General features: G+C 34.4%; 21 protein-coding genes. 10 read left to right on the top strand and 11 right to left on the bottom strand.

All coding sequences use genetic code 11. The annotated features are described in order from the left end of the window. Positions 1-4 precede the first annotated feature (4 nt). Entirely contained in the window at positions 5-748 is a 744-nt protein-coding gene (locus tag BLT57_RS12600) for an RDD family protein (protein ID WP_091426148.1), read from the top strand. A gap of 145 nt (positions 749-893) precedes the next feature. Beyond that, entirely contained in the window at positions 894-1,505 is a 612-nt protein-coding gene (locus BLT57_RS12595) for a trimeric intracellular cation channel family protein (protein ID WP_091426145.1), read from the top strand. Between the two features lie 37 nt (positions 1,506-1,542). Here the strand turns inward: BLT57_RS12595 and BLT57_RS12590 are convergent, their stop codons facing one another. From BLT57_RS12590 to BLT57_RS12575, 4 genes are all read right to left on the bottom strand, one after another. Continuing rightward, complete coding sequence (locus BLT57_RS12590; protein WP_091426144.1) at positions 1,543-1,995, bottom strand: nuclear transport factor 2 family protein; 453 nt, start codon at positions 1,993-1,995, stop codon at positions 1,543-1,545. 12 nt (positions 1,996-2,007) lie between these two features. Beyond that, the gene (locus BLT57_RS12585; protein WP_091426142.1) at positions 2,008-2,535 is read right to left on the bottom strand and encodes a hypothetical protein; all 528 of its coding nucleotides are present in this window, start codon (positions 2,533-2,535) and stop codon (positions 2,008-2,010) included. Between the two features lie 105 nt (positions 2,536-2,640). Next, positions 2,641-4,788 (bottom strand): M3 family metallopeptidase, encoded by a 2,148-nt coding sequence (locus BLT57_RS12580; protein WP_091426139.1) that lies wholly within the window; start codon positions 4,786-4,788, stop codon positions 2,641-2,643. A gap of 93 nt (positions 4,789-4,881) precedes the next feature. Continuing rightward, positions 4,882-5,559, bottom strand: a complete 678-nt coding sequence (locus tag BLT57_RS12575; protein ID WP_369825381.1) for a peptidylprolyl isomerase — start codon at positions 5,557-5,559, stop codon at positions 4,882-4,884. Between the two features lie 35 nt (positions 5,560-5,594). Between BLT57_RS12575 and BLT57_RS12570 the strand changes: the two genes are divergently transcribed. Both BLT57_RS12570 and BLT57_RS12565 read left to right on the top strand, forming a co-directional pair. Next, the gene (locus tag BLT57_RS12570) at positions 5,595-6,236 is read left to right on the top strand and encodes a CoA pyrophosphatase (protein ID WP_091426136.1); all 642 of its coding nucleotides are present in this window, start codon (positions 5,595-5,597) and stop codon (positions 6,234-6,236) included. 47 nt (positions 6,237-6,283) lie between these two features. Then, a complete protein-coding gene (locus BLT57_RS12565) occupies positions 6,284-7,084 on the top strand; it encodes a 1-acyl-sn-glycerol-3-phosphate acyltransferase (RefSeq protein WP_091426134.1) in 801 nt (266 codons plus the stop codon). On the opposite strand, the gene BLT57_RS12560 is transcribed toward BLT57_RS12565, so the two are convergent. The 4 genes from BLT57_RS12560 to BLT57_RS12545 form a co-directional block, all read right to left on the bottom strand. Next, a complete protein-coding gene (locus tag BLT57_RS12560; protein ID WP_091426132.1) occupies positions 7,085-7,549 on the bottom strand; it encodes a hypothetical protein in 465 nt (154 codons plus the stop codon). It abuts the gene before it with no gap. Positions 7,550-7,552: 3 nt separating this feature from the next. Further along, the gene (locus tag BLT57_RS12555) at positions 7,553-8,191 is read right to left on the bottom strand and encodes a hypothetical protein (RefSeq protein WP_091426131.1); all 639 of its coding nucleotides are present in this window, start codon (positions 8,189-8,191) and stop codon (positions 7,553-7,555) included. 4 nt (positions 8,192-8,195) lie between these two features. Further along, positions 8,196-8,690 (bottom strand): RNA polymerase sigma factor, encoded by a 495-nt coding sequence (locus BLT57_RS12550; protein ID WP_091426129.1) that lies wholly within the window; start codon positions 8,688-8,690, stop codon positions 8,196-8,198. A 138-nt stretch (positions 8,691-8,828) separates the two neighbouring features. Continuing rightward, on the bottom strand, positions 8,829-9,497 hold the full coding sequence (locus BLT57_RS12545) for a lysoplasmalogenase (protein WP_091426127.1): 669 nt from the start codon (positions 9,495-9,497) through the stop codon (positions 8,829-8,831). Positions 9,498-9,631: 134 nt separating this feature from the next. Between BLT57_RS12545 and BLT57_RS12540 the strand changes: the two genes are divergently transcribed. Both BLT57_RS12540 and BLT57_RS12535 read left to right on the top strand, forming a co-directional pair. Next, positions 9,632-11,782 carry a carboxypeptidase-like regulatory domain-containing protein gene (locus tag BLT57_RS12540; RefSeq protein ID WP_091426125.1) on the top strand — a complete coding sequence of 717 codons (2,151 nt, stop codon included), beginning with the start codon at positions 9,632-9,634 and terminating at the stop codon, positions 11,780-11,782. Between the two features lie 89 nt (positions 11,783-11,871). Beyond that, positions 11,872-12,597: an energy transducer TonB gene (locus tag BLT57_RS12535; protein ID WP_091426123.1), complete on the top strand. Its 726-nt coding sequence runs from the start codon at positions 11,872-11,874 to the stop codon at positions 12,595-12,597. A gap of 327 nt (positions 12,598-12,924) precedes the next feature. Here the strand turns inward: BLT57_RS12535 and BLT57_RS12530 are convergent, their stop codons facing one another. Both BLT57_RS12530 and BLT57_RS12525 read right to left on the bottom strand, forming a co-directional pair. Continuing rightward, positions 12,925-13,698: an anti-sigma factor gene (locus BLT57_RS12530; protein WP_157717187.1), complete on the bottom strand. Its 774-nt coding sequence runs from the start codon at positions 13,696-13,698 to the stop codon at positions 12,925-12,927. Between the two features lie 2 nt (positions 13,699-13,700). Next, positions 13,701-14,258 carry an RNA polymerase sigma factor gene (locus BLT57_RS12525; protein ID WP_091426820.1) on the bottom strand — a complete coding sequence of 186 codons (558 nt, stop codon included), beginning with the start codon at positions 14,256-14,258 and terminating at the stop codon, positions 13,701-13,703. 127 nt (positions 14,259-14,385) lie between these two features. Here BLT57_RS12525 and BLT57_RS12520 point away from each other — a divergent pair, with 127 nt between their 5' ends. Beyond that, the gene (locus BLT57_RS12520; protein WP_091426817.1) at positions 14,386-14,898 is read left to right on the top strand and encodes a fasciclin domain-containing protein; all 513 of its coding nucleotides are present in this window, start codon (positions 14,386-14,388) and stop codon (positions 14,896-14,898) included. Between the two features lie 83 nt (positions 14,899-14,981). On the opposite strand, the gene BLT57_RS12515 is transcribed toward BLT57_RS12520, so the two are convergent. After that, a complete protein-coding gene (locus tag BLT57_RS12515; RefSeq protein ID WP_091426119.1) occupies positions 14,982-15,656 on the bottom strand; it encodes a YceI family protein in 675 nt (224 codons plus the stop codon). Positions 15,657-15,815: 159 nt separating this feature from the next. Here BLT57_RS12515 and BLT57_RS12510 point away from each other — a divergent pair, with 159 nt between their 5' ends. The 3 genes from BLT57_RS12510 (at position 15,816) to BLT57_RS12500 (ending at position 18,726) form a co-directional block, all read left to right on the top strand. After that, on the top strand, positions 15,816-16,361 hold the full coding sequence (locus tag BLT57_RS12510; protein WP_091426117.1) for a nucleotide exchange factor GrpE: 546 nt from the start codon (positions 15,816-15,818) through the stop codon (positions 16,359-16,361). A 7-nt stretch (positions 16,362-16,368) separates the two neighbouring features. Further along, positions 16,369-17,493 carry a molecular chaperone DnaJ gene (dnaJ, locus tag BLT57_RS12505; RefSeq protein ID WP_091426115.1) on the top strand — a complete coding sequence of 375 codons (1,125 nt, stop codon included), beginning with the start codon at positions 16,369-16,371 and terminating at the stop codon, positions 17,491-17,493. A 306-nt stretch (positions 17,494-17,799) separates the two neighbouring features. Next, positions 17,800-18,726 carry an ABC transporter ATP-binding protein gene (locus BLT57_RS12500; RefSeq protein WP_091426114.1) on the top strand — a complete coding sequence of 309 codons (927 nt, stop codon included), beginning with the start codon at positions 17,800-17,802 and terminating at the stop codon, positions 18,724-18,726.

Raw genomic sequence — 18,726 nt, 5'->3', positions numbered from 1 at the left:
ATTAATGGTAGAGTTACAAATAAATACCACACAAAACGTCAATATAAATTTCATCGCAGCAAGTGTTGGTGAGCGCATTCTGGCGTACGTTATTGATTGGATAATAAAGATTGCTTATCTCGTGGTAACCTATCAAATTGTATTTAATTTATTTGAGATTGATAAGATAATAGAGGACATGGATGATTGGTCAAGAATAGCCATACTCGTCTCTTTCTATTTACCAGTGGTTTTCTATTCTTTAATCTTTGAAACATTTTTAGATGGTCAAACGATTGGTAAGCGCATTATGAAAATCAAAGTGGTCAAAATTGATGGTTACCAAGCTGCGTTAGCCGATTATTTGGTGCGTTGGTTTTTTAGGATTATCGATTTAAATATGATGTCTGGTATTGTGGCACTTATTGCAATTGTTACCAGTAAAAAGAGCCAACGACTAGGGGATATGACAGCTGGTACGTCTGTGATTACGCTTAAAAACAATGTGAATATCAGCCATACCATATTAGAAGAGTTGGATGATAGTTATGTACCGACGTATCCTAATGTTATTAAACTTTCTGATAATGATGCACGCATTATTAAAGAAACATATGTTAAAGCCAAAGCTTCGAGAGACTATGAGACCTTAATCAAACTTCGAAAAAAGATTGTGGAAGTCATGGAAATTAAAGGTTACAATTCAAATGATTTGGAATTTATTGATATCATCTTAAAAGATTATAACTACTATACTCAAGGCATGTAAGTGGCGAATAAAATGTTCTTTGAAAATTTTGTGAGTCGCTTTTCTCGAAACAAGTTCGAAATTTGATAATTCCAATTTTTCCTAGAATAGTCATGACATATCAAATTTGAAAAGTAAATTTGTTGAACTGTTTTAAAAAAGACCTATGTTTTTTCAAGTCGTAGATATATTAGGAACTATTGCCTTTGCAATTTCAGGTGTTTTGGTTGCGTTAGATAAACGCATGGATGCCTTTGGCGTGTTAATTATTGCTTTTGTAACAGCAGTAGGAGGAGGCTCACTTCGTGATATGATGGTTGGTATTCATCCAGTGTCATGGATGACAAATATGACCTATGTTTATGTCATTATTGCTTCAGTGGTTTTTGCGGTTTTACTTAAAAACAAAATCAATTACCTACGCAAATCACTCTTCTTGTTCGATACCATTGGTATTGGTTTGTATACGGTTGTAGGTATTGAAACGGGTATAGTGTCAGGCTTACATCCCATTATTTGTATTGCACTTGGTACCATGACCGCTTGTTTTGGAGGTGTATTAAGAGATATCTTATGTAATGAAATTCCAATTATCTTTAGAAAGGAAATCTACGCAACACCTTGTATTTTGGGTGGTTTTTCTTATTTCTTGATGCGCGAATTCGTTGCAGATACCAATTTCATATTTGTAATTGCTGGCCTCATTGTAATTATTACAAGACTATTGGCTGTGCGATTAAAGATTAGTTTACCGAGTTTGTATAAAAATCAAGTATAATTTAGTTTGATTCATATGCTTGAGATTAAAGATCAAGTTATTGATTGTCAACACTGAAGATTTTATTTGTAATTTTCCATTGGTCATCAATTTTTTGTAACGACAAGATATCAATATAAGTGACCTTATCCACTTTCATACTCATTTTCGCGGAGGCAATGGTTTCATCTTCAATATCAATATTTAAAATTGTCAGCGCACAGTTTTGTAATGCGACAGCAGAAAGTTTTTCTCTGTTTCCCCACTTAGGCATAAGCTCCTTAAAATACCTATTCTCATAAGCGGTAATCTTGCCATTTTCAACGACGGGTACCTTCATTGTGCCATGAACTGTGTCGAAGGCTTTATTCAGTTTATTAATATCACGTTCAATATACCCTTCATAATAATTCTCAATAGTAGATGAAATCAGCTCTATGTCATTGTTGTTTTGAGCAAACACCATAGATGAACTCGTAATAAATAGTAATAAAAGCGTAATAGTTCGCATATTTTTTAAAGCTTAGTTGGTCAAATAATACACAACATCTAATAATTCAACTGAACTTGGAGCACCCAGGTCTAAAGATTCTTCCATGTCAAATGTTAAGATGCAATTGGAATTGGCATCTATTTGATAACAGGGCACAGCTGCATTGTTTGAATAGCTTCCCGAAAACTCTAATTCGTCAGAACTAATTGTTAATATAGGCACACCATTAGCAACAAAATCATTTGGATTATTGAGTTGTATTTCAAATTGAAGGCGAGATGTATTATTTCCTGTATCTGGTGTAAAAACGAAACTTAATACTTGATAGTTAAAGTTATCTAATGTTGGAGGCTCAACAACAACAGCATCTTCAGGTTCTGGAAAATCACATGGAACTTCTTGAGAAATGTCATAGTTATAAGATTGATTATTGACAAAATAAATTTGAGGAATAGTAATGGTTTTAGTACAATCTTCAGTAGAATCATCACTTGATGAACATGCGACAAGTGCACACGAGAATATTGCAATACAAAGAAATTTAAAAATAGGTTTCATAATTGGTATGTAAAATTTGGTCTTTAAACGTAAGAATTTTAATTTTATTTTGATAATTCCACCTATCTATTGAAGACAAGATAGGCGGAACATATATTATTTAATTTAGTTCTGAGGCACTGGGAAACCGCGATCACGCATTAATGCTTCAATCTTTGCATCACGACCTCTAAATAGGCGATAGGCTTCAGCTGGATCCATAGAATTTCTTGGTGCGAACAAATACTTCACTAATTTCGCAGCTACTTCCTCATCATAAAATCCGCCTGGGGCATCTCTAAATGCTTCTGAAGCATCACTGGTTAATACATCTGCCCACATGTATCCATAATAAGCTGTGGCATAACCTTCGCCTGAGAAAACGTGACCAAAATGTGGTGTGCGATGGCGCATTGGCAATTCATCAGGCATGTTCAACTCTGCCAATGTTTCGCGTTCAAATGTGTCAATGTCAATGTCAGTGGGATCAGCTAAATGCAACTTCATATCAATAAGTGCCGATGCTAAATATTCAGTAGTGCCAAAACCTTGGTTAAAAGTCGATGCTTTTTTAATTTTTTCTACCAAGGATGCTGGAATTGGTTCTCCTGTTTTATGATGTACTAAGAATTGATTGATCACGTCGTCAGTGGATAACCAACGTTCTAAAAGTTGTGATTGGAATTCTGTATAATCCCTTACACCTCCATTTAGCGTTGGGTATTTAACGTTGCTAGAGAAGAAATGCAGAGCATGACCAAACTCATGGAAAAAGGTTTGCGCATCATCCCAAGAGACAAGTACAGCCTCTCCTGGTGCTGGTTTTACAAAATTTGAATTGTTAGACGCTAAAACATTTGTTTCTCCTTGATAGGAGGTGTAGCTTCTATAAGTTGTTGCCCATGCACCAGAACGCTTGCCTTGACGTGCAAATGGATCTAAGTACCAGAGTCCGATATGCTTACCAGAGTCTTTATCGTTAACCTCCCAAACGTTTACATCGGGATGAAATACTGGAACTTTCCCGCTTTCAACGGGTGTAAATTTATAATTAAATAAACGACCAGCAGTATAGAATAAAGCTTCGGTGAGTTTGTCTAATTGCAAATATTGCTTTACTTCATCGCTGTCGAGATCGTATTTATTTTGTCGGACTTTTTCCGCATAGTAGCGATAGTCCCAAGGTTTAATGGTGATGTTATCTCCATTAGTATCTGCAATGGCTTGCATATCAGCAACTTCTTCGTCAACACGTGCAATCGCAGCAGGCCAAACAGCTTCCATTAAAGCCATGGCGTTTTCAGGGTTTTTCGCCACTCGATCTTGCAAGCGCCATTGGGCATAATTTTCATATCCTAGTAGGCCAACACGCTCTTTTCGGAGTTTTAAAATGTCGGCGATAAGGGTGTTATTATCATAGTCGTCACCATTATCACCTCTTGAATAATAATTGGTCCAAACGATTTTTCTCAGTTCTCTTTCTGTAGAATATGTAAGAAACGGATCCATTGATGATCGAGAATTTGTAATCGCGTATTTCCCATCTTGCCCTTTATCGGTTGCAATCTTAGCTGCGGAATTAATAAAAGACTCTGACAAACCACCCAACTGATTTTTATTCAAATACGTTACATAGTTCTCTTCATCATGAAGTACATTATTAGAAAATGTGGTGTACAACGACGATAGTTCTTTGTTGATTTCGGCATAGCGCTTTTTCTTTTCAATATTTAGGTTAGCGCCATTCATTTCAAACTGTTTATAGGTCAAATCAACAACTCGCTGTTGGTCTGCTGGTAATGGAATTTCTTGTGACGCGTCGTAAACCGCTTTGATGCGTTGAAAGAGCTTTTCATTTTGCGATATTTTTGAGTTGTATTCGGAAAGTTTAGGTGCCAATTCACTTTGTATTGCTCTAAATTCTGGTGATGACATATTACTGCTTAGTATGCCGTAATATGTAAATACATGATTTAATTCGTCGCCAGAGGCCTCTAATGCTACAATGGTGTTTTCGAATGTTGGTGCTTCAGAATTATTAGCGATTGCCTCAATGTCTTCTAAGCCAAGAGCCATTCCAGTTTCTACAGCGTCTTTAATATCATTCACATTCATTTTATCAAAAGCAGGCACACCCTCATATGGACCAGTCCATTCTTGTAATAGTAGGTTGTCACTCATTGTGTTATTATCTTCGATTTTTGCTTCTTCTTTGCAGCTAGCAAAGAGTATTAAGCTACATAGGATTGCAGCTTTTAGGTGTTTTGTGAACATGAAAATTAGGTTTAATTTTATGAGCTTGAAGATACTCAATTTTCAATAAATCTCGTAACGATTACTTAAAAATATACTGGATACTAAGCGTCATTATTCTAAAATTTCAACACGTCGTATGTAGACATTTTTAAGAGGCCAATCGGCATCATCTGTGTCGACATTAGCAATTTTGTCAGCCACGTCTAATCCGCTAATGACCTTTCCGAAGATGGTATAATCGCCATCTAATTCGTGCACATCGCGTAACATGATAAAAAACTCATATGGTGACGCTAGCTTATATGGGTTTTCAATATCACTACTTGGCATAGAAATCATGCCTCTGTCATGATGAAATCCACGCTTGGTATCAGTAGGTAATAAATATTTACCAATAAAACGTCGTTTCCGCATGACGTGTCTATCATCGGTACTACCACCTTGAATAATATAATTTTCTATTACGCGATAGAATTGAGTATTGTCGAAATAGCCTTTTTTTGCTAGATAAATGAAATTAGAGCGATGAAATTTAGTTTCATTAAATAGTAAGATGTCGATGTTTCCGTAGTCTGTGACAATACGCACTTTATTCTCTTTGTGCTTTTTATCATACTGCAAAAAGAATTCCATAGCATTGTCTTTGGTGAGGAGAAATTCTTCTGGTACTTGGGTATTGGTTGTGTCTTTTGGTTTTGCCTTAGTTTGAGTTTCTACCTTATTAGAAACTGTATTTTGAGTAGGACTTTTCTTTTGAGATTGTTTATCTTCACAATTGAATAATAGCAAGCAGCATGCGGTTAGCAGCAAAAACCTCATAAGTAATGAATTTTGAAACGTTTATTAAATCGGTATCAAAAATAAAAAATATAAATCTACCAGGTGAACCCTCTCAGTTTAAAATGTCACCTCCCTTTAGAAAAGAACTCATTGATGAAAACCGGGAGAAAATGAAATATGCAAAAAGGGCAGGAGTAATGGCTTTGTTTTATCCTGATAATAAGGTAGAAACGCATTTGGTGTTAATTTTAAGAAAGACCTATAAAGGTGTGCATTCGGCACAGGTTGGTTTTCCTGGTGGAAAGTTCGAAACTGAAGACCCTAACTTAGAATTTACTGCACTTAGAGAAACTCAAGAGGAGGTAGGTGTGCTTATGAATACGGTTGAGGTGATTAAACCCATGACACAATTATATATTCCGCCGAGTAATTTTACGGTAGCACCATTCCTAGGAATTACTCATCAAACACCAAATTTCGTTAAACAAGAAGAAGAAGTCGAAGATCTGATAGAAGTTCCTATTATAGATTTTTTGGATGATTCAAATACAACCGATGTTAAAGTGATGACCTCCTTAAATGTAGAATTAGAAGTGCCAGCTTTTAAACTTAATGGGCATGTGATTTGGGGTGCTACAGCTATGATGATGAGCGAACTAAAAGACTTGTTAAAAATGACATTATAAGTTTTAGATTTTTGTAAGTTTGTCGTTCCGCTTAAGAATTAAAATGAATGGCATTATTTAAAAGAAACCCTTTTGGGCACATACTTTTTATTAAGAAATGGTTGATCAGAATACTAGGTCTTCTTACACATCGCAGATTTAGAGGCTTTAACGATTTGCAAATTGAAGGTTCGGAAATCATTAAAAACCTTCCAGATACCAATGTATTATTTATCTCTAATCACCAGACTTATTTCGCTGATGTCATTGCCATGTTTCATGTGTTTAATGCTAGCTTGAGTGGTCGATTGGATAATATTAAAAACGTTGGTTACCTATGGAATCCAAAGCTTAATATGTACTATGTTGCGGCAAAGGAAACCATGAAGTCGGGATTAATACCAAAGATATTTGCTTACACAGGTTCTATAAGTATTGAACGTACTTGGCGTTCTGAGGGTAAAGATGTGAATCGACAAGTGAAAATGAGTGATATCACGAGTATAAAAAAAGCATTAGATGATGGTTGGGTGGTTACATTTCCGCAAGGGACAACCACACCATTTAAACCTATTCGTAAGGGGACTGCTCATATTATTAAAAAGTATCAGCCTATCGTTGTTCCAATTGTCATTGATGGTTTTAGACGTTCGTTTGATAAAAAGGGATTACGTGTTAAAAAGAAAAACGTCTATCAGTCTTTTGAAATTAAAGAACCGCTTCAAATTGATTATGATAATGAATCAATAGCAGAGATCGTAGAAAAGATTGAATACGCCATTGAACAACATCCTTCCTTTTTAAAAGTGATTCCACAGGAGGAGCTAGAAGAAAAAGAGCGCTTGAATAGAGAACTTCGCAATTGGTAACTAATCGTTAGTCTGTTGGTTTTTATCCGTTTTAGCCTTTTCGTTAACCTTATGTGTTTTACTCATAGCATCAAAAAGAAATCCCAAACCGACAAATAGAAATAACTTAGACCATCCAAAGCATAGCGTCATTGCAATAAATAGGACACCGATCATTAATGATGAATTATCAAAATTTGCAGTCTCCTTCTTCGTGTTTTCAAAAAACTCAACATAATCTGTATCTATAAGTTTACCATTTTGAAACAATTGAATTCTCACACTACTGGTAGAAAAGCTTTGTTTTGATTCGATATGAAATGAATGAACTATATCATCTACTGTAAGATTAAAGGTATGTACTCTTTTACCTAGTGACAGTTTTTTAGAAATAATCCTTCCATCCATTATAATCGTTTCAATACCCAACCAGTTCAAACGATATATAATGATATGATTGTCTACTAAGAATTCTATTTGTTTCATATATTAGACTTCAAGTTTTTTAAGTTCTTTGTAATTCTTGTTTAAGCGACTAAGTAAAATGCCGTAAATGATTCGATAAAAGATCCAAAACACCAAAATAAATAATGCTGTAGCAAACACCATTACTAGCATTGCTATGAACATTTGTTTATCTGAAAATTGAGCAAATTGCTGAGATATTTCCGGGTTTTCATAGATGGTATAATACAATCCAAACGTCATTGATAAAAAGGCCATAACCAGATTGTAAATCACATAGTATTTAATGATTTTTCTAGTTTTAATGATGCTTTCCATTAATCGTTTGGCATTATCAGTCACCGAAATGGATTGATGTGACTTATAAAGTAAATACACAAAGATTAAAATAACAGCATAACTGAATATCGTTAGCCCCAATATTACTGCACTATTGCCGTACATATCCGCTAATTCAGCTCTATACTCTTCCGAATAGAAATATGGAATACTATTAACCAATACCCAGAACAAGAGTTCAGCAATACTGATGTAATATAAAGTTTTTACTATCGAAGATGATTTTTTATGCATCATTGGATAGATCTCCTGACTTGTCAATTTAGACGCGTCTTTCGAATTATTGGCTTGCCAATCTTTTTTTAATATATCTAATTCATCCATAGTGTTACGGATTTAAAACTGTTTTTAATTTTTTCTTTACCCTATTCATTTTAACGCGCGCGTTAACTTCTGAAATACCCAGGGTTTCACTTATTTCGCTATAATTTTTATCTTCTAAATACAACAATACTAGTGCTTTTTCAATGTCATTTAACTGATGAACCGCTGTGTATAATAATTTGAGCTGCTGTTCTTGAGTATCATCATAATCTTCCGATTTAATTTTAAAAGACACCGATTCAAACTCTTGTGTTTTAATGGTGCGTTTTGACTTTCGGTACAGTGTTATGGCTGTATTTAAACCAACGCGATACATCCAGGTACTAAACTTGGCATCCCCTCGAAATTTTGGATACGCTTTCCATAATTGTATGGTAATCTCTTGAAACAAATCATTATGTGCATCTTGATTATTAGTGTATAATCGACAAACTTTATGCACAATATTTTGATGCTTTTCAAGTAATTCAACAAAACTATGTTCGAGTTTTTTATCCAAATTTTTATTAGTTAGTTACTTATTTGTAGACGAATATTAGGATATGTTACAGCCAATGTTCTTTTTTTTTAATAGAGCCATTCTCTCTATTCGTTTATTTTTTGGTAATCAACTTATTTTAAGAGTTTTAGCTTAATTTTAGCGATGTTTTAATATGCCTAAAACTATTAAATATTGAGCAAGACCATAAGTGAACATGATGCCTATATTGGAATAGGCTATGGGTGTGTTGAACTTGTTTAAAGCTAATATGCTGTCAGAGATTGCGAATGTAATAGCACCAATAAACACCAATTTATAACTTAAGCTGGATGTTTGTTTTATTCTTAAAAAGGCCGTATTTACCATTATCAAAATTACGAGCATGTAGATGAGTACCGGAAAAAGCATATCATTCAATCCGTCTTGTAAAAAAGAGTATAATCCCAAACCGTAAACAATTAATATAGCAGAGAACCTAAATGGATATATCTGTTTGTTGCGATGCAATAAAAACACTGATATATACATGGTATGTGCGACTAAAAAGGCAACCAAGCCAAATAGAAAATAATTTGGAGAGCGGTCAACAAACATGAGTAAAATATCACCCATCAATGAAAACAGAAGCGCTAAAACCGTTAAATATCTCAGCTTTACATTGAATCTCTTACTGTGAATCCAGAAAAATACTAATAAGGATATTACAATGGCTGGTTTACAGATATAATGCAGGACTTCATAATCTGGATGACTGCCGGTTATTAATTCGGAAATTAGTATCAAGCTAAAGATAATGCTGAATTTTTTTTCGGTTTCGGAGAGCATTTATAGTGCGTTTTTTCAAAAATATGCAATTCGGTCGTGATTTTTAACAATTCGGTATCATAGAATTTAATTGGTACTACTCTTATTGCACCTTTGAACTATCAATCAATAACAATCAGTTAAAATCATCAATCATGAAAACGCTAACTACATTTTTAATACTTCTCATATCTACCATGACATTTGGGCAAACAATAATCAACGGAAAAGTAACAGATATTAAGGGTGAACCTATTCCGGGAGCCAATGTCTATTTAGACGGGACTTACGATGGCGATACTACAGATGAACATGGGGATTTTAGTTTTACTACAGAAGAAACCGGTGCTCAGATTCTTAAGATTTCCTTTATTTCCTATGAAACTAAAACTATTGTTGGTGAGGTATCTACGTTACATAATTTACAAATAAAATTAAGAGAGGATGTCGAAGCGTTAGATGGTGTGGTAATTACTGCAGGAACTTTTGAGGCTAATGATAACAGTAAAGTATCGGTGTTAAATTCTTTAGATGTAGTAACAACGGCTAGTGCCCTAGGAGATTTTGTTGGAGCCTTACAGACGCTGCCAGGAACGTCTACCGTATCTGAAGATGGTCGATTATTCGTGAGAGGCGGCGATGCTGAAGAGACACAAATTTTCATTGATGGAATTCGTGTATTTACACCATTTACGCCTTCTACAAATAATATTCCAACACGAGGTCGATATTCACCTTTTTTATTTGATGGGATAACATTTTCTACTGGTGGTTATTCTGCAGAATATGGCAATGCTCTATCTAGCGTATTATTATTAAACACCATCAACGAACCAGATCAGGAAAAAACTGATATTGGTCTCATGACCGTAGGAGGTAGCTTGGGACGCACTGAAAAATGGGAGAACTCTTCTTTAAGCGTTAACGCGTCTTATATTAATTTGGCGCCATATTTAGCGATATATTCAGATCGTAACGATTGGGAAAAGCCATTTGAAGGTGCACAGGGAGAAGCCGTATTTCGTCAAAAATTTGAATATGGACTCCTTAAAATTTATGCGGCTTTTGATACGACTAATTTTGAATTGACTCAAGAGGATATTAATAGCACAGAAGGCTTACGTTTTAAATTAAAAAACAGAAACTTTTATACAAATACCTCATATGTGAGTGTCCTTGGCAAAGGATGGACACTTAATACAGGTTTGAGCTGTACCATTGCTAAAACGGATATTGGTATTGTGAATGACGCTATTAATGACGATGAAAACTCATTGCACGCGAAAATTAAAATTAAGAAAAGGTTTAGTAGTAGATTTAAACTAAATTTTGGACTTGAGCATTTTACTACCAATTTTGATGAAACATATGCTTCGGAAGGTGTTAATGCCACATATGGTTATATCAATAATAATTCAGCAGCTTTTGTAGAGTCAGATATCATTTTTAATAAAAACCTTGCTTTAAAAGTAGGGCTAAGAGCTGATAACTATGAGCTTTCTGACGAGTTTCAAGTGGCCCCTAGAGTTTCAATTGCGTATAAGACTTCAAAAAACGGACAACTATCTTTAGCTTATGGAGACTTTTATCAAAATGCCACAAGTGCTACTTTAAAATTCAATCCTGAGGTAGGAACTCAAAATACCAAACACTATATCATGAACTATCAATACGTTAATGATGGCAAAATTTTTAGAGCTGAAACCTATCGTAAGGATTATAATAAACTCATCAAGTTTGATACAGAATTCGCGAGTTTTGATTCTAATATTAACAATTCAGGTTCTGGTTTTGCTCAAGGAATAGATCTGTTTTGGAGAGATAATAAAAGTATTAAAAATGTAGATTACTGGCTTAGTTATTCTTATTTAGATACAGAACGTGATTACCGCAATTTCCCAACACAGTCGCAACCAAGTTTTGCTAACACACATAATTTTTCTGCGGTAGCAAAGTATTGGATTGAAGACTGGAAAAGTCAGGTAGGATTTGCATATACCTTTGCTTCCGGAAGACCATATACCAACCCAAATACCACTCAGTTTTTAGGCGAGAAGACCAAGAGTTTTAATAGTTTGAGTTTGAATTGGGCTTATTTATTAAGTCCGCAGAAAATATTATATCTATCAGTGAACAATGTTTTAGCTTTTAAAAACATTAATGGCTACCAGTATGCTAATACCCCGGATATGAATGGGAATTTTGCACGAAGAGCATTGAAACCTGCGGCAGATCAGTTTTTCTTTGTGGGATTCTTTTGGACTATCAGTGAAGATGGAACAGATAATCAATTGGATAATTTGTAAAAAAATTGGTGATAAAAAATAGAATATGACATAAGTCATATTTTTCCAGAGCATATTAATTTAACTTTAAGGTATAAATCATTGTAATCATGGAAGTTAAAAAGAACCCAAAAGTAGATGTCGGACGAAATAGTAGTCTCTATTTCGCAATCGGCTTAAATTTGATGTTATTAACAACTTATCTCATGTTTGAGCATAAATTTTACGCAGATGATAGTTACGTAAGAGATATTGTTCAAATGGATAAGCTTGTAGAGGAAGATATTCCAATTATTAATATTGATGTCCCACCGCCACCTCCACCACCTCCAGCTATTGTATCGGAAGATTTAAAAATTGTTGAAGATGTGGTAGAAATTGAAGAAACTATTATCGAAAGTAGTGAAGTAAGTCAGTCTGACGCAATTGAAACTATTGTTAGTGTGGATGATGTCGATGTAGAAGAGGTAGAAGAAGAAATTTCTGTACCGTTTTCAGTTATAGAACATGTTCCTGTATTTCCTGGATGTGAGTCTGGCACAAAAGAAGAAAAAATAGCTTGTTTTGAGCGTTCTATCCAACAGCACGTTAAAAAGAATTTTAAGTATCCCGAAACAGCTTTAGAATTAGGGATGCAAGGTAAGGTGTATGTATTGTTCGCTATCGATCAAACAGGACACGTATCTGGAATTAGATCTAGAGGTCCGGATAAAATATTAGAAAAAGAAGCAGAACGTATTATCGGGTTATTGCCTAAAATGGTACCTGGTAAACAACGTGGAAGAGCAGTAAAAATGCCATACAGTATCCCAATTAGTTTCGTGCTACGTAACTAATTAATCTAAAACGAAGGGCAGATATCAGATCTGTGGATAGTGAATTAATTAAGGAATTTTTAACTTCCAATGATATAAATTCATATTTAGAAAAAAGCGCTTGTTTTACACATGCGCTTTTTTTATTTATTAGTGTTCCTAAATGTTTTAAAGTAAATTCAATTCTTGTCGATAAATTTTAGATGTGTCTCGCGTGTTATTAAAAAAACATCAGGGTCATACTAAAGAGCTGATTCGTTTCAAAATCCCGATAGTAGTCTTTAAGTTTTTCTTTGGTCGGAATGATGTAAGCTATTTAAAATTTCCGTGAAATAAATGGTTATCTTATTATAAATAGATATTAGTAATCAACTGAGATACTGTTGGATGATCGTTACCGCCTGCAGGTTCTATAGTGATATTTAGTGACTCAGCATGGTCAATATAAGTCATTGCGAGCATGTCTTTATTTTTATGTATTACACCCATGTTGATCATTTCCCCTTCTACATCTGCCCACATTTGGTAATCATGATCTTTATCGAGTTCTGGTAAATATGCCGTGTTTATCACAACGGTTTTATCAGTATTGTTCACATAACTTATGACCTTAGCCTCTGGCATTTGGGAGTTCCCAGTAAGAATATATTTTTCAACATCTGGATTATTTATCATGACATACCAGGTGCTCGTTTCTTCCAAAGACGTATTCAGATTGTTAATGTTATTATTGAGTTTGGTATTCTCTTGTTCCACAATTTTTAACTGATTTTTTGTGGTATTTAGTTGGGTGTACATATAAATAGTACCAACAAACAAAAACGCAGCAATACTCGCTGCAATTGCAAGATATGAACGCAATGATTTTTGTGGACTTATAGCAATAATTTTTGTAGGTGAAGTTGAAATGTCTCTCAGTAGGTTTGTTTTGACCGAAGTAGGAGGATCAATAGCGTTTTCAAAGGCTAAAGATTCAAAACTATATTCAATGGTCTCTACTATTGTTTTTAATTCAGGATGTTGTTGTATGACACGCTGCACTTGTTGTTGCTCGCTTTGACTAAGTTCGCTTAACACGTATAGTTCTAATATACCATTATCTAATATGTAAGTCTTATCCATCATCATCTCATTACTTCAATTAAGATTGTAATAAATACTGTAATCTTTATGTACGATTGTTGCAATTGTTTTAAAGCTTGTTTTATGTAAGATTTAAAAGTTCCTAAAGGAACATTCATTTCTTCATGTGCTTCTCGATGGGTCAGCCCATTAAAATAAACAAGTTCAATAGCTCTTTGGTGATGAGCATCTAAGCGCTTAATCGTGCCTTTCAGTTTTAGGTCATCTAGTTTATCAGTTACTTCTTCGGTTCTATTTTTATATACACTTAAATCTTCAACTTGGATGAGTTTATCAGATTTTCTCAAAAAATTTAACGTTTTGTTTCTAGCAATGCGATGTGCCCAAGTATAAAAACGACCTTTATCAAAGTCGTAGCCATCCGCTTTATCCCAAATAGTCATAAAGGTGTCCTGAAGTAAATTCTTTGCGTCGTGCTCATCTTTACAAAGTCTAATAATGACACCATAAAGTGCAGCAGAATACTTGTCGTAAACCAGTGAAAAAGCAGTTTCGTCTCTGTTTTGGAGTTTTAAAATAAGGGTTTTGTCGTCACTCATTAATGTTAAAGATTTCACAAAATAAATCCGTAGCTCATCCACAGATTGCATTGCTGTGTAAATATAAATGAAAGTACTTCAAAACAAAACAAGTACTCCAAATAGTTTAACCAATAACACAAAAATTATGAAAAAGTTAGTATTGATTTTAACGACATTCGCGGCATTAACATTTAGTCAAAATGCAAAAGCACAAGGAACTATTGTAGACGCAGCAGTTGGAAATGAAAATTTCTCAACGTTGGTAACAGCTTTAAAAGCTGCTGATTTAGTAACAGCTCTACAAGGTGATGGTCCTTTTACAGTGTTTGCACCTACAAATGCAGCGTTTGGCAAAATCGACTCCAATACTTTAGGGTCATTATTAAAGCCAGAAAATAAAAAAGCATTAGCTAATATCTTAACATATCATGTGGTATCAGGAAAACTTGTTGCATCAGATGTTGTAGCTGCTTTAAAGAAGGGTAATGGCACAGTGGAGTTAAAAGCACTTAACGGACAAACATTAACTGTAATGCAAAAAGATGGAAAAATATGGTTGAAAGACCAAAACGGAAATTACAGTGAGATTACTGCAACGGATGTAATGGGAAGTAATGGTGTAATCCATGTAATTAACACAGTAGTAATGCCTAAATAATTAGGGAATAACTGCTATGAAAAAGAGAAAAGCATTCACAATCGTGAATGCTTTTTGTGTTAAATAAAAATCGTAGTAGGGTCTTATGCTTTTTTAGCAATGACTACAATTTGTAATTCCATATCATCATTGATAAATTTATCTCCAAGATTATCAAAGATTGATTTAGAACCGTAATTAATTCCCCAAAGTGTTCTATCAATCAAAAACGGCTCGCTTTTTATAATCATACTGTCACCTTCAGGATATATATTTACAGGAAAAGAGATATTTTGCTTTTTTCCTTTTATTGTTAAGTTTCCAGAAAGTTTAGTAATACCATTATCCATAGGTGTTATTCCAGTAATTTCAAAAGCAGCTGTAGGAAATTCATTGACATTAAAAAAATCACCTTCTTTACCTTCAACAGTGCCCATTAAATGCGCTTCTAAACTTTCTTTGCCGTCACCTGATTCTAAATCGGTAACATTAATAGATGTCATATCTATTTCGAAAGAACCACTTTCTAATGTGCCATCAATGGCATTCATAAAGCCATTTTGTAGCTTAATAGTTCCCATATGTGTACCTGTAGGTTTAAATCCTTTCCAATGAATAGAGGATTCCACCACATTAACAGTATATTTTTCAGAAGTGTTTTCGCTTTTGGCTGCTTCTTCAGCTTCAGAAATGGTTGCTGCATCTGCCTTGTCCTTACAGTTTGAGAAGGTCAGTATAATCGTTAATAATAAAGAAAGCTTTAAAAATTTTGTTTTCATAGTATGTATGCGTTTTAGTGTTTGAATTTGTAAAAATACATATTGCTTTAAGATCTTTTAATCTCAACAAAAATAAATTGATGACATTTTGACATTTTTATAATAATGGCAGTACTTTTGCCATCTTTAAATCGAAGATTTATTTAACAATCCTGAAACATGAGCAAGAAAGATAAAGGACAAACCATAGAAGAGCCTCAACAACAAGAGGAAACTATCGATACAGCTGAAGCTAATCACACCGAAACATTAACGGTTGAAGAGCAGCTACAAGAGGAATTAAAGAAAGAGAAAGACAAGTTCATGCGTTTATTTGCAGAATTTGAAAACTATAAAAAGAGAACTACAAAAGAACGTATTGATCTTTTTAAAACTGCAAATGAAGAGGTGATGGTAGCCATGCTACCAGTTCTCGATGATTTTGAGCGTGCGCTTGCACATATTGAAGAGGATAAAGAGGCTGAAGAATTGCGTAAAGGCGTCTTATTAATCTATCAAAAACTGATTAATACCTTGGAGCAAAAAGGGTTGAAAAAAATTGAAGTCTCTCAAGGAGATATTTTTAATCCAGATGATCACGAAGCTATTACACAAATACCAGCACCAAGTGATGATATGAAGGGTAAGATTATTGATGTGATTGAAAAGGGCTATAAATTAGGCGATAAGGTGATTCGATTTCCTAAAGTTGTAATTGGACAATAAATAAGACATGGCAAAAAAAGATTATTACGAAGTATTAGGAGTTGATAAAAACGCTTCCGCAGCTGAAATTAAGAAAGCGTATCGAAAAATGGCTTTAAAATTTCATCCAGATAAAAATCCAGATGACACAGATGCTGAAGCTAAATTTAAAGAAGCAGCTGAAGCCTATGAAGTATTAAGCAATGCAGATAAAAAAGCACGTTACGACCAATTTGGTCACCAAGCCTTTGAGGGTGCCGGTGGATTTGGTGGTGGTGGCATGAATATGGATGACATATTTAGTCAGTTTGGAGATATTTTTGGAGGTGCTTTTGGAGGTGGTGGATTCTCTGGTTTTGGAGGCGGATTTGGTGGAGGCCAAAGACGAGTAAAAGGAAGTAATCTCAGAATTAGAGTCTCATTATCACTTGAGGAAATTGCCAATGGTGTAGAGAAAAAAATTAAGGTAAAACGAAAAGTTCAAGCGTCAGGAACCACTTATAAAACCTGTACCACTTGCAACGGGGCAGGTCAAGTTACTCGAGTAACGAATACTATTTTGGGGCGCATGCAAACCGCTTCTGCCTGTCCGACTTGTGGAGGAGCAGGACAAAGTATTGATAAGAAACCTGCTGATGCAGATGCGCAAGGTTTAAAAGTTCAAGAAGAAACCGTTTCTGTTAAAATCCCTGCGGGTGTTGTAGACTCAATGCAGCTAAAAGTAACAGGTAAAGGTAATGATGCGCCAGGTAATGGTATTTCTGGAGATTTGTTAGTTGTTATTGAAGAAAAAGAACATGAGACGTTAAAACGTGAAGGAGATAATTTACACTACGACTTATATGTGAGTTTGTCTGATGCGGTATTAGGTACTTCTAAGGAGATAGATACAGTTACTGGTAAGGTTCGAATTAAGGTAGAAACAGGAGTGCAATCTGGTAAAATTTTACGTTTACGCGGAAAAGGAATACCGAGTATTAATGGCTATGGTAGTGGTGATTTATTGGTTCATGTGAATGTTTGGACACCTAAAACACTTAACAAAGAGCAAAAAGAATTTTTTGAAAATATGCGAGGCGATGAACATTTTGAACCGAAGCCTCAGAGCAGTGATAAATCCTTTTTTGAAAAAGTTAAAGATATGTTTTCATAAGAATACCCTTATTTAAGAAAAAACACTATATTTGAATTATCACTAATTCTAATTAGTGGTAATTTTTCTTTTTCATAGCAATTTTTTCCCATCCTTAATTAAGTTTAAGGGTGGGTTTTGTTTTTTAAATAAGCTCTTCACATGAAGCAATAAAACGTTTCACAAACTAAAAACAATACGAAAATCGTTAATAATTTAATACGATCAATACGAAAATCGTTAATAATTTAATACGATAAGCGTGCATTTACATGCACAACATTTTTATCTTTACACCTATTATATTCAACGCATCAATTTCAATTTATGAATAACCTATTAGTAACGGATTCAGTATCTAAAAACTTTGGAAATTTCAGAGCACTAAATGATGTCTCAATAGCGGTTCCAAAGGGCAGTATTTTTGGGTTGCTTGGACCTAATGGAGCAGGTAAAACAACACTTATTAGGATCATCAATCAAATTACAATGCCAGATTCAGGACATGTGTTTTTAGATGGAGAACCTTTAAGACCTGAACATATACAGCATATTGGATATCTGCCAGAAGAACGGGGGCTTTATAAGACTATGAAAGTAGGGGAACAAGCATTGTATCTAGCACAGCTAAAAGGACTATCAAAACAGGAAGCCAAAAACCGATTGAAACATTGGTTTGAGAAACTTGAAATAGGTGACTGGTGGAATAAAAAAATACAAGAGCTTAGCAAGGGACAAGCTCAAAAGATACAGTTTATTGTTACGGTATTACACCAACCAAAATTATTAATTTTTGATGAGCCCTTCTCAGGGTTTGATCCCATCAATGCAAATTTGATAAAAGATGAAATATTGCAACTAAGAGATGAAGGAGCGACTGTTATTTTTTCAACACATCGCATGGAATCTGTTGAAGAATTGTGTGATCATATTGCTTTAATTCATAAATCGAATAAGGTGTTAGATGGAAAACTGACAGATATCAAACGTCAGTATAGAACTAATACTTTTGAGGTTGGTTTACAAACCGATGCCGTAGAACGGGTAACTCAAGAAATTCAAGAGAGATTTGAAGTACTGCCCGCAACCTTCAGAAATCTTAATGATGATGTTAAATTAAATGTGAAGTTGAATGGTCAATATTCTTCTAATGATTTGTTGTCTTTTTTAACTACAAAGGCAGAAGTACATCATTTCCTCGAGGTAATTCCAAGCGCTAGTGATATCTTTATTCAAACAGTAAAAAATAATTAA

It is taken from the genome of Formosa sp. Hel1_31_208 (assembly GCF_900104785.1).
GTDB lineage: Bacteria > Bacteroidota > Bacteroidia > Flavobacteriales > Flavobacteriaceae > Psychroserpens.
Note: the sequence above shows the minus strand (reverse complement) of the source record. Positions and strands in the feature narration are given on the sequence as shown.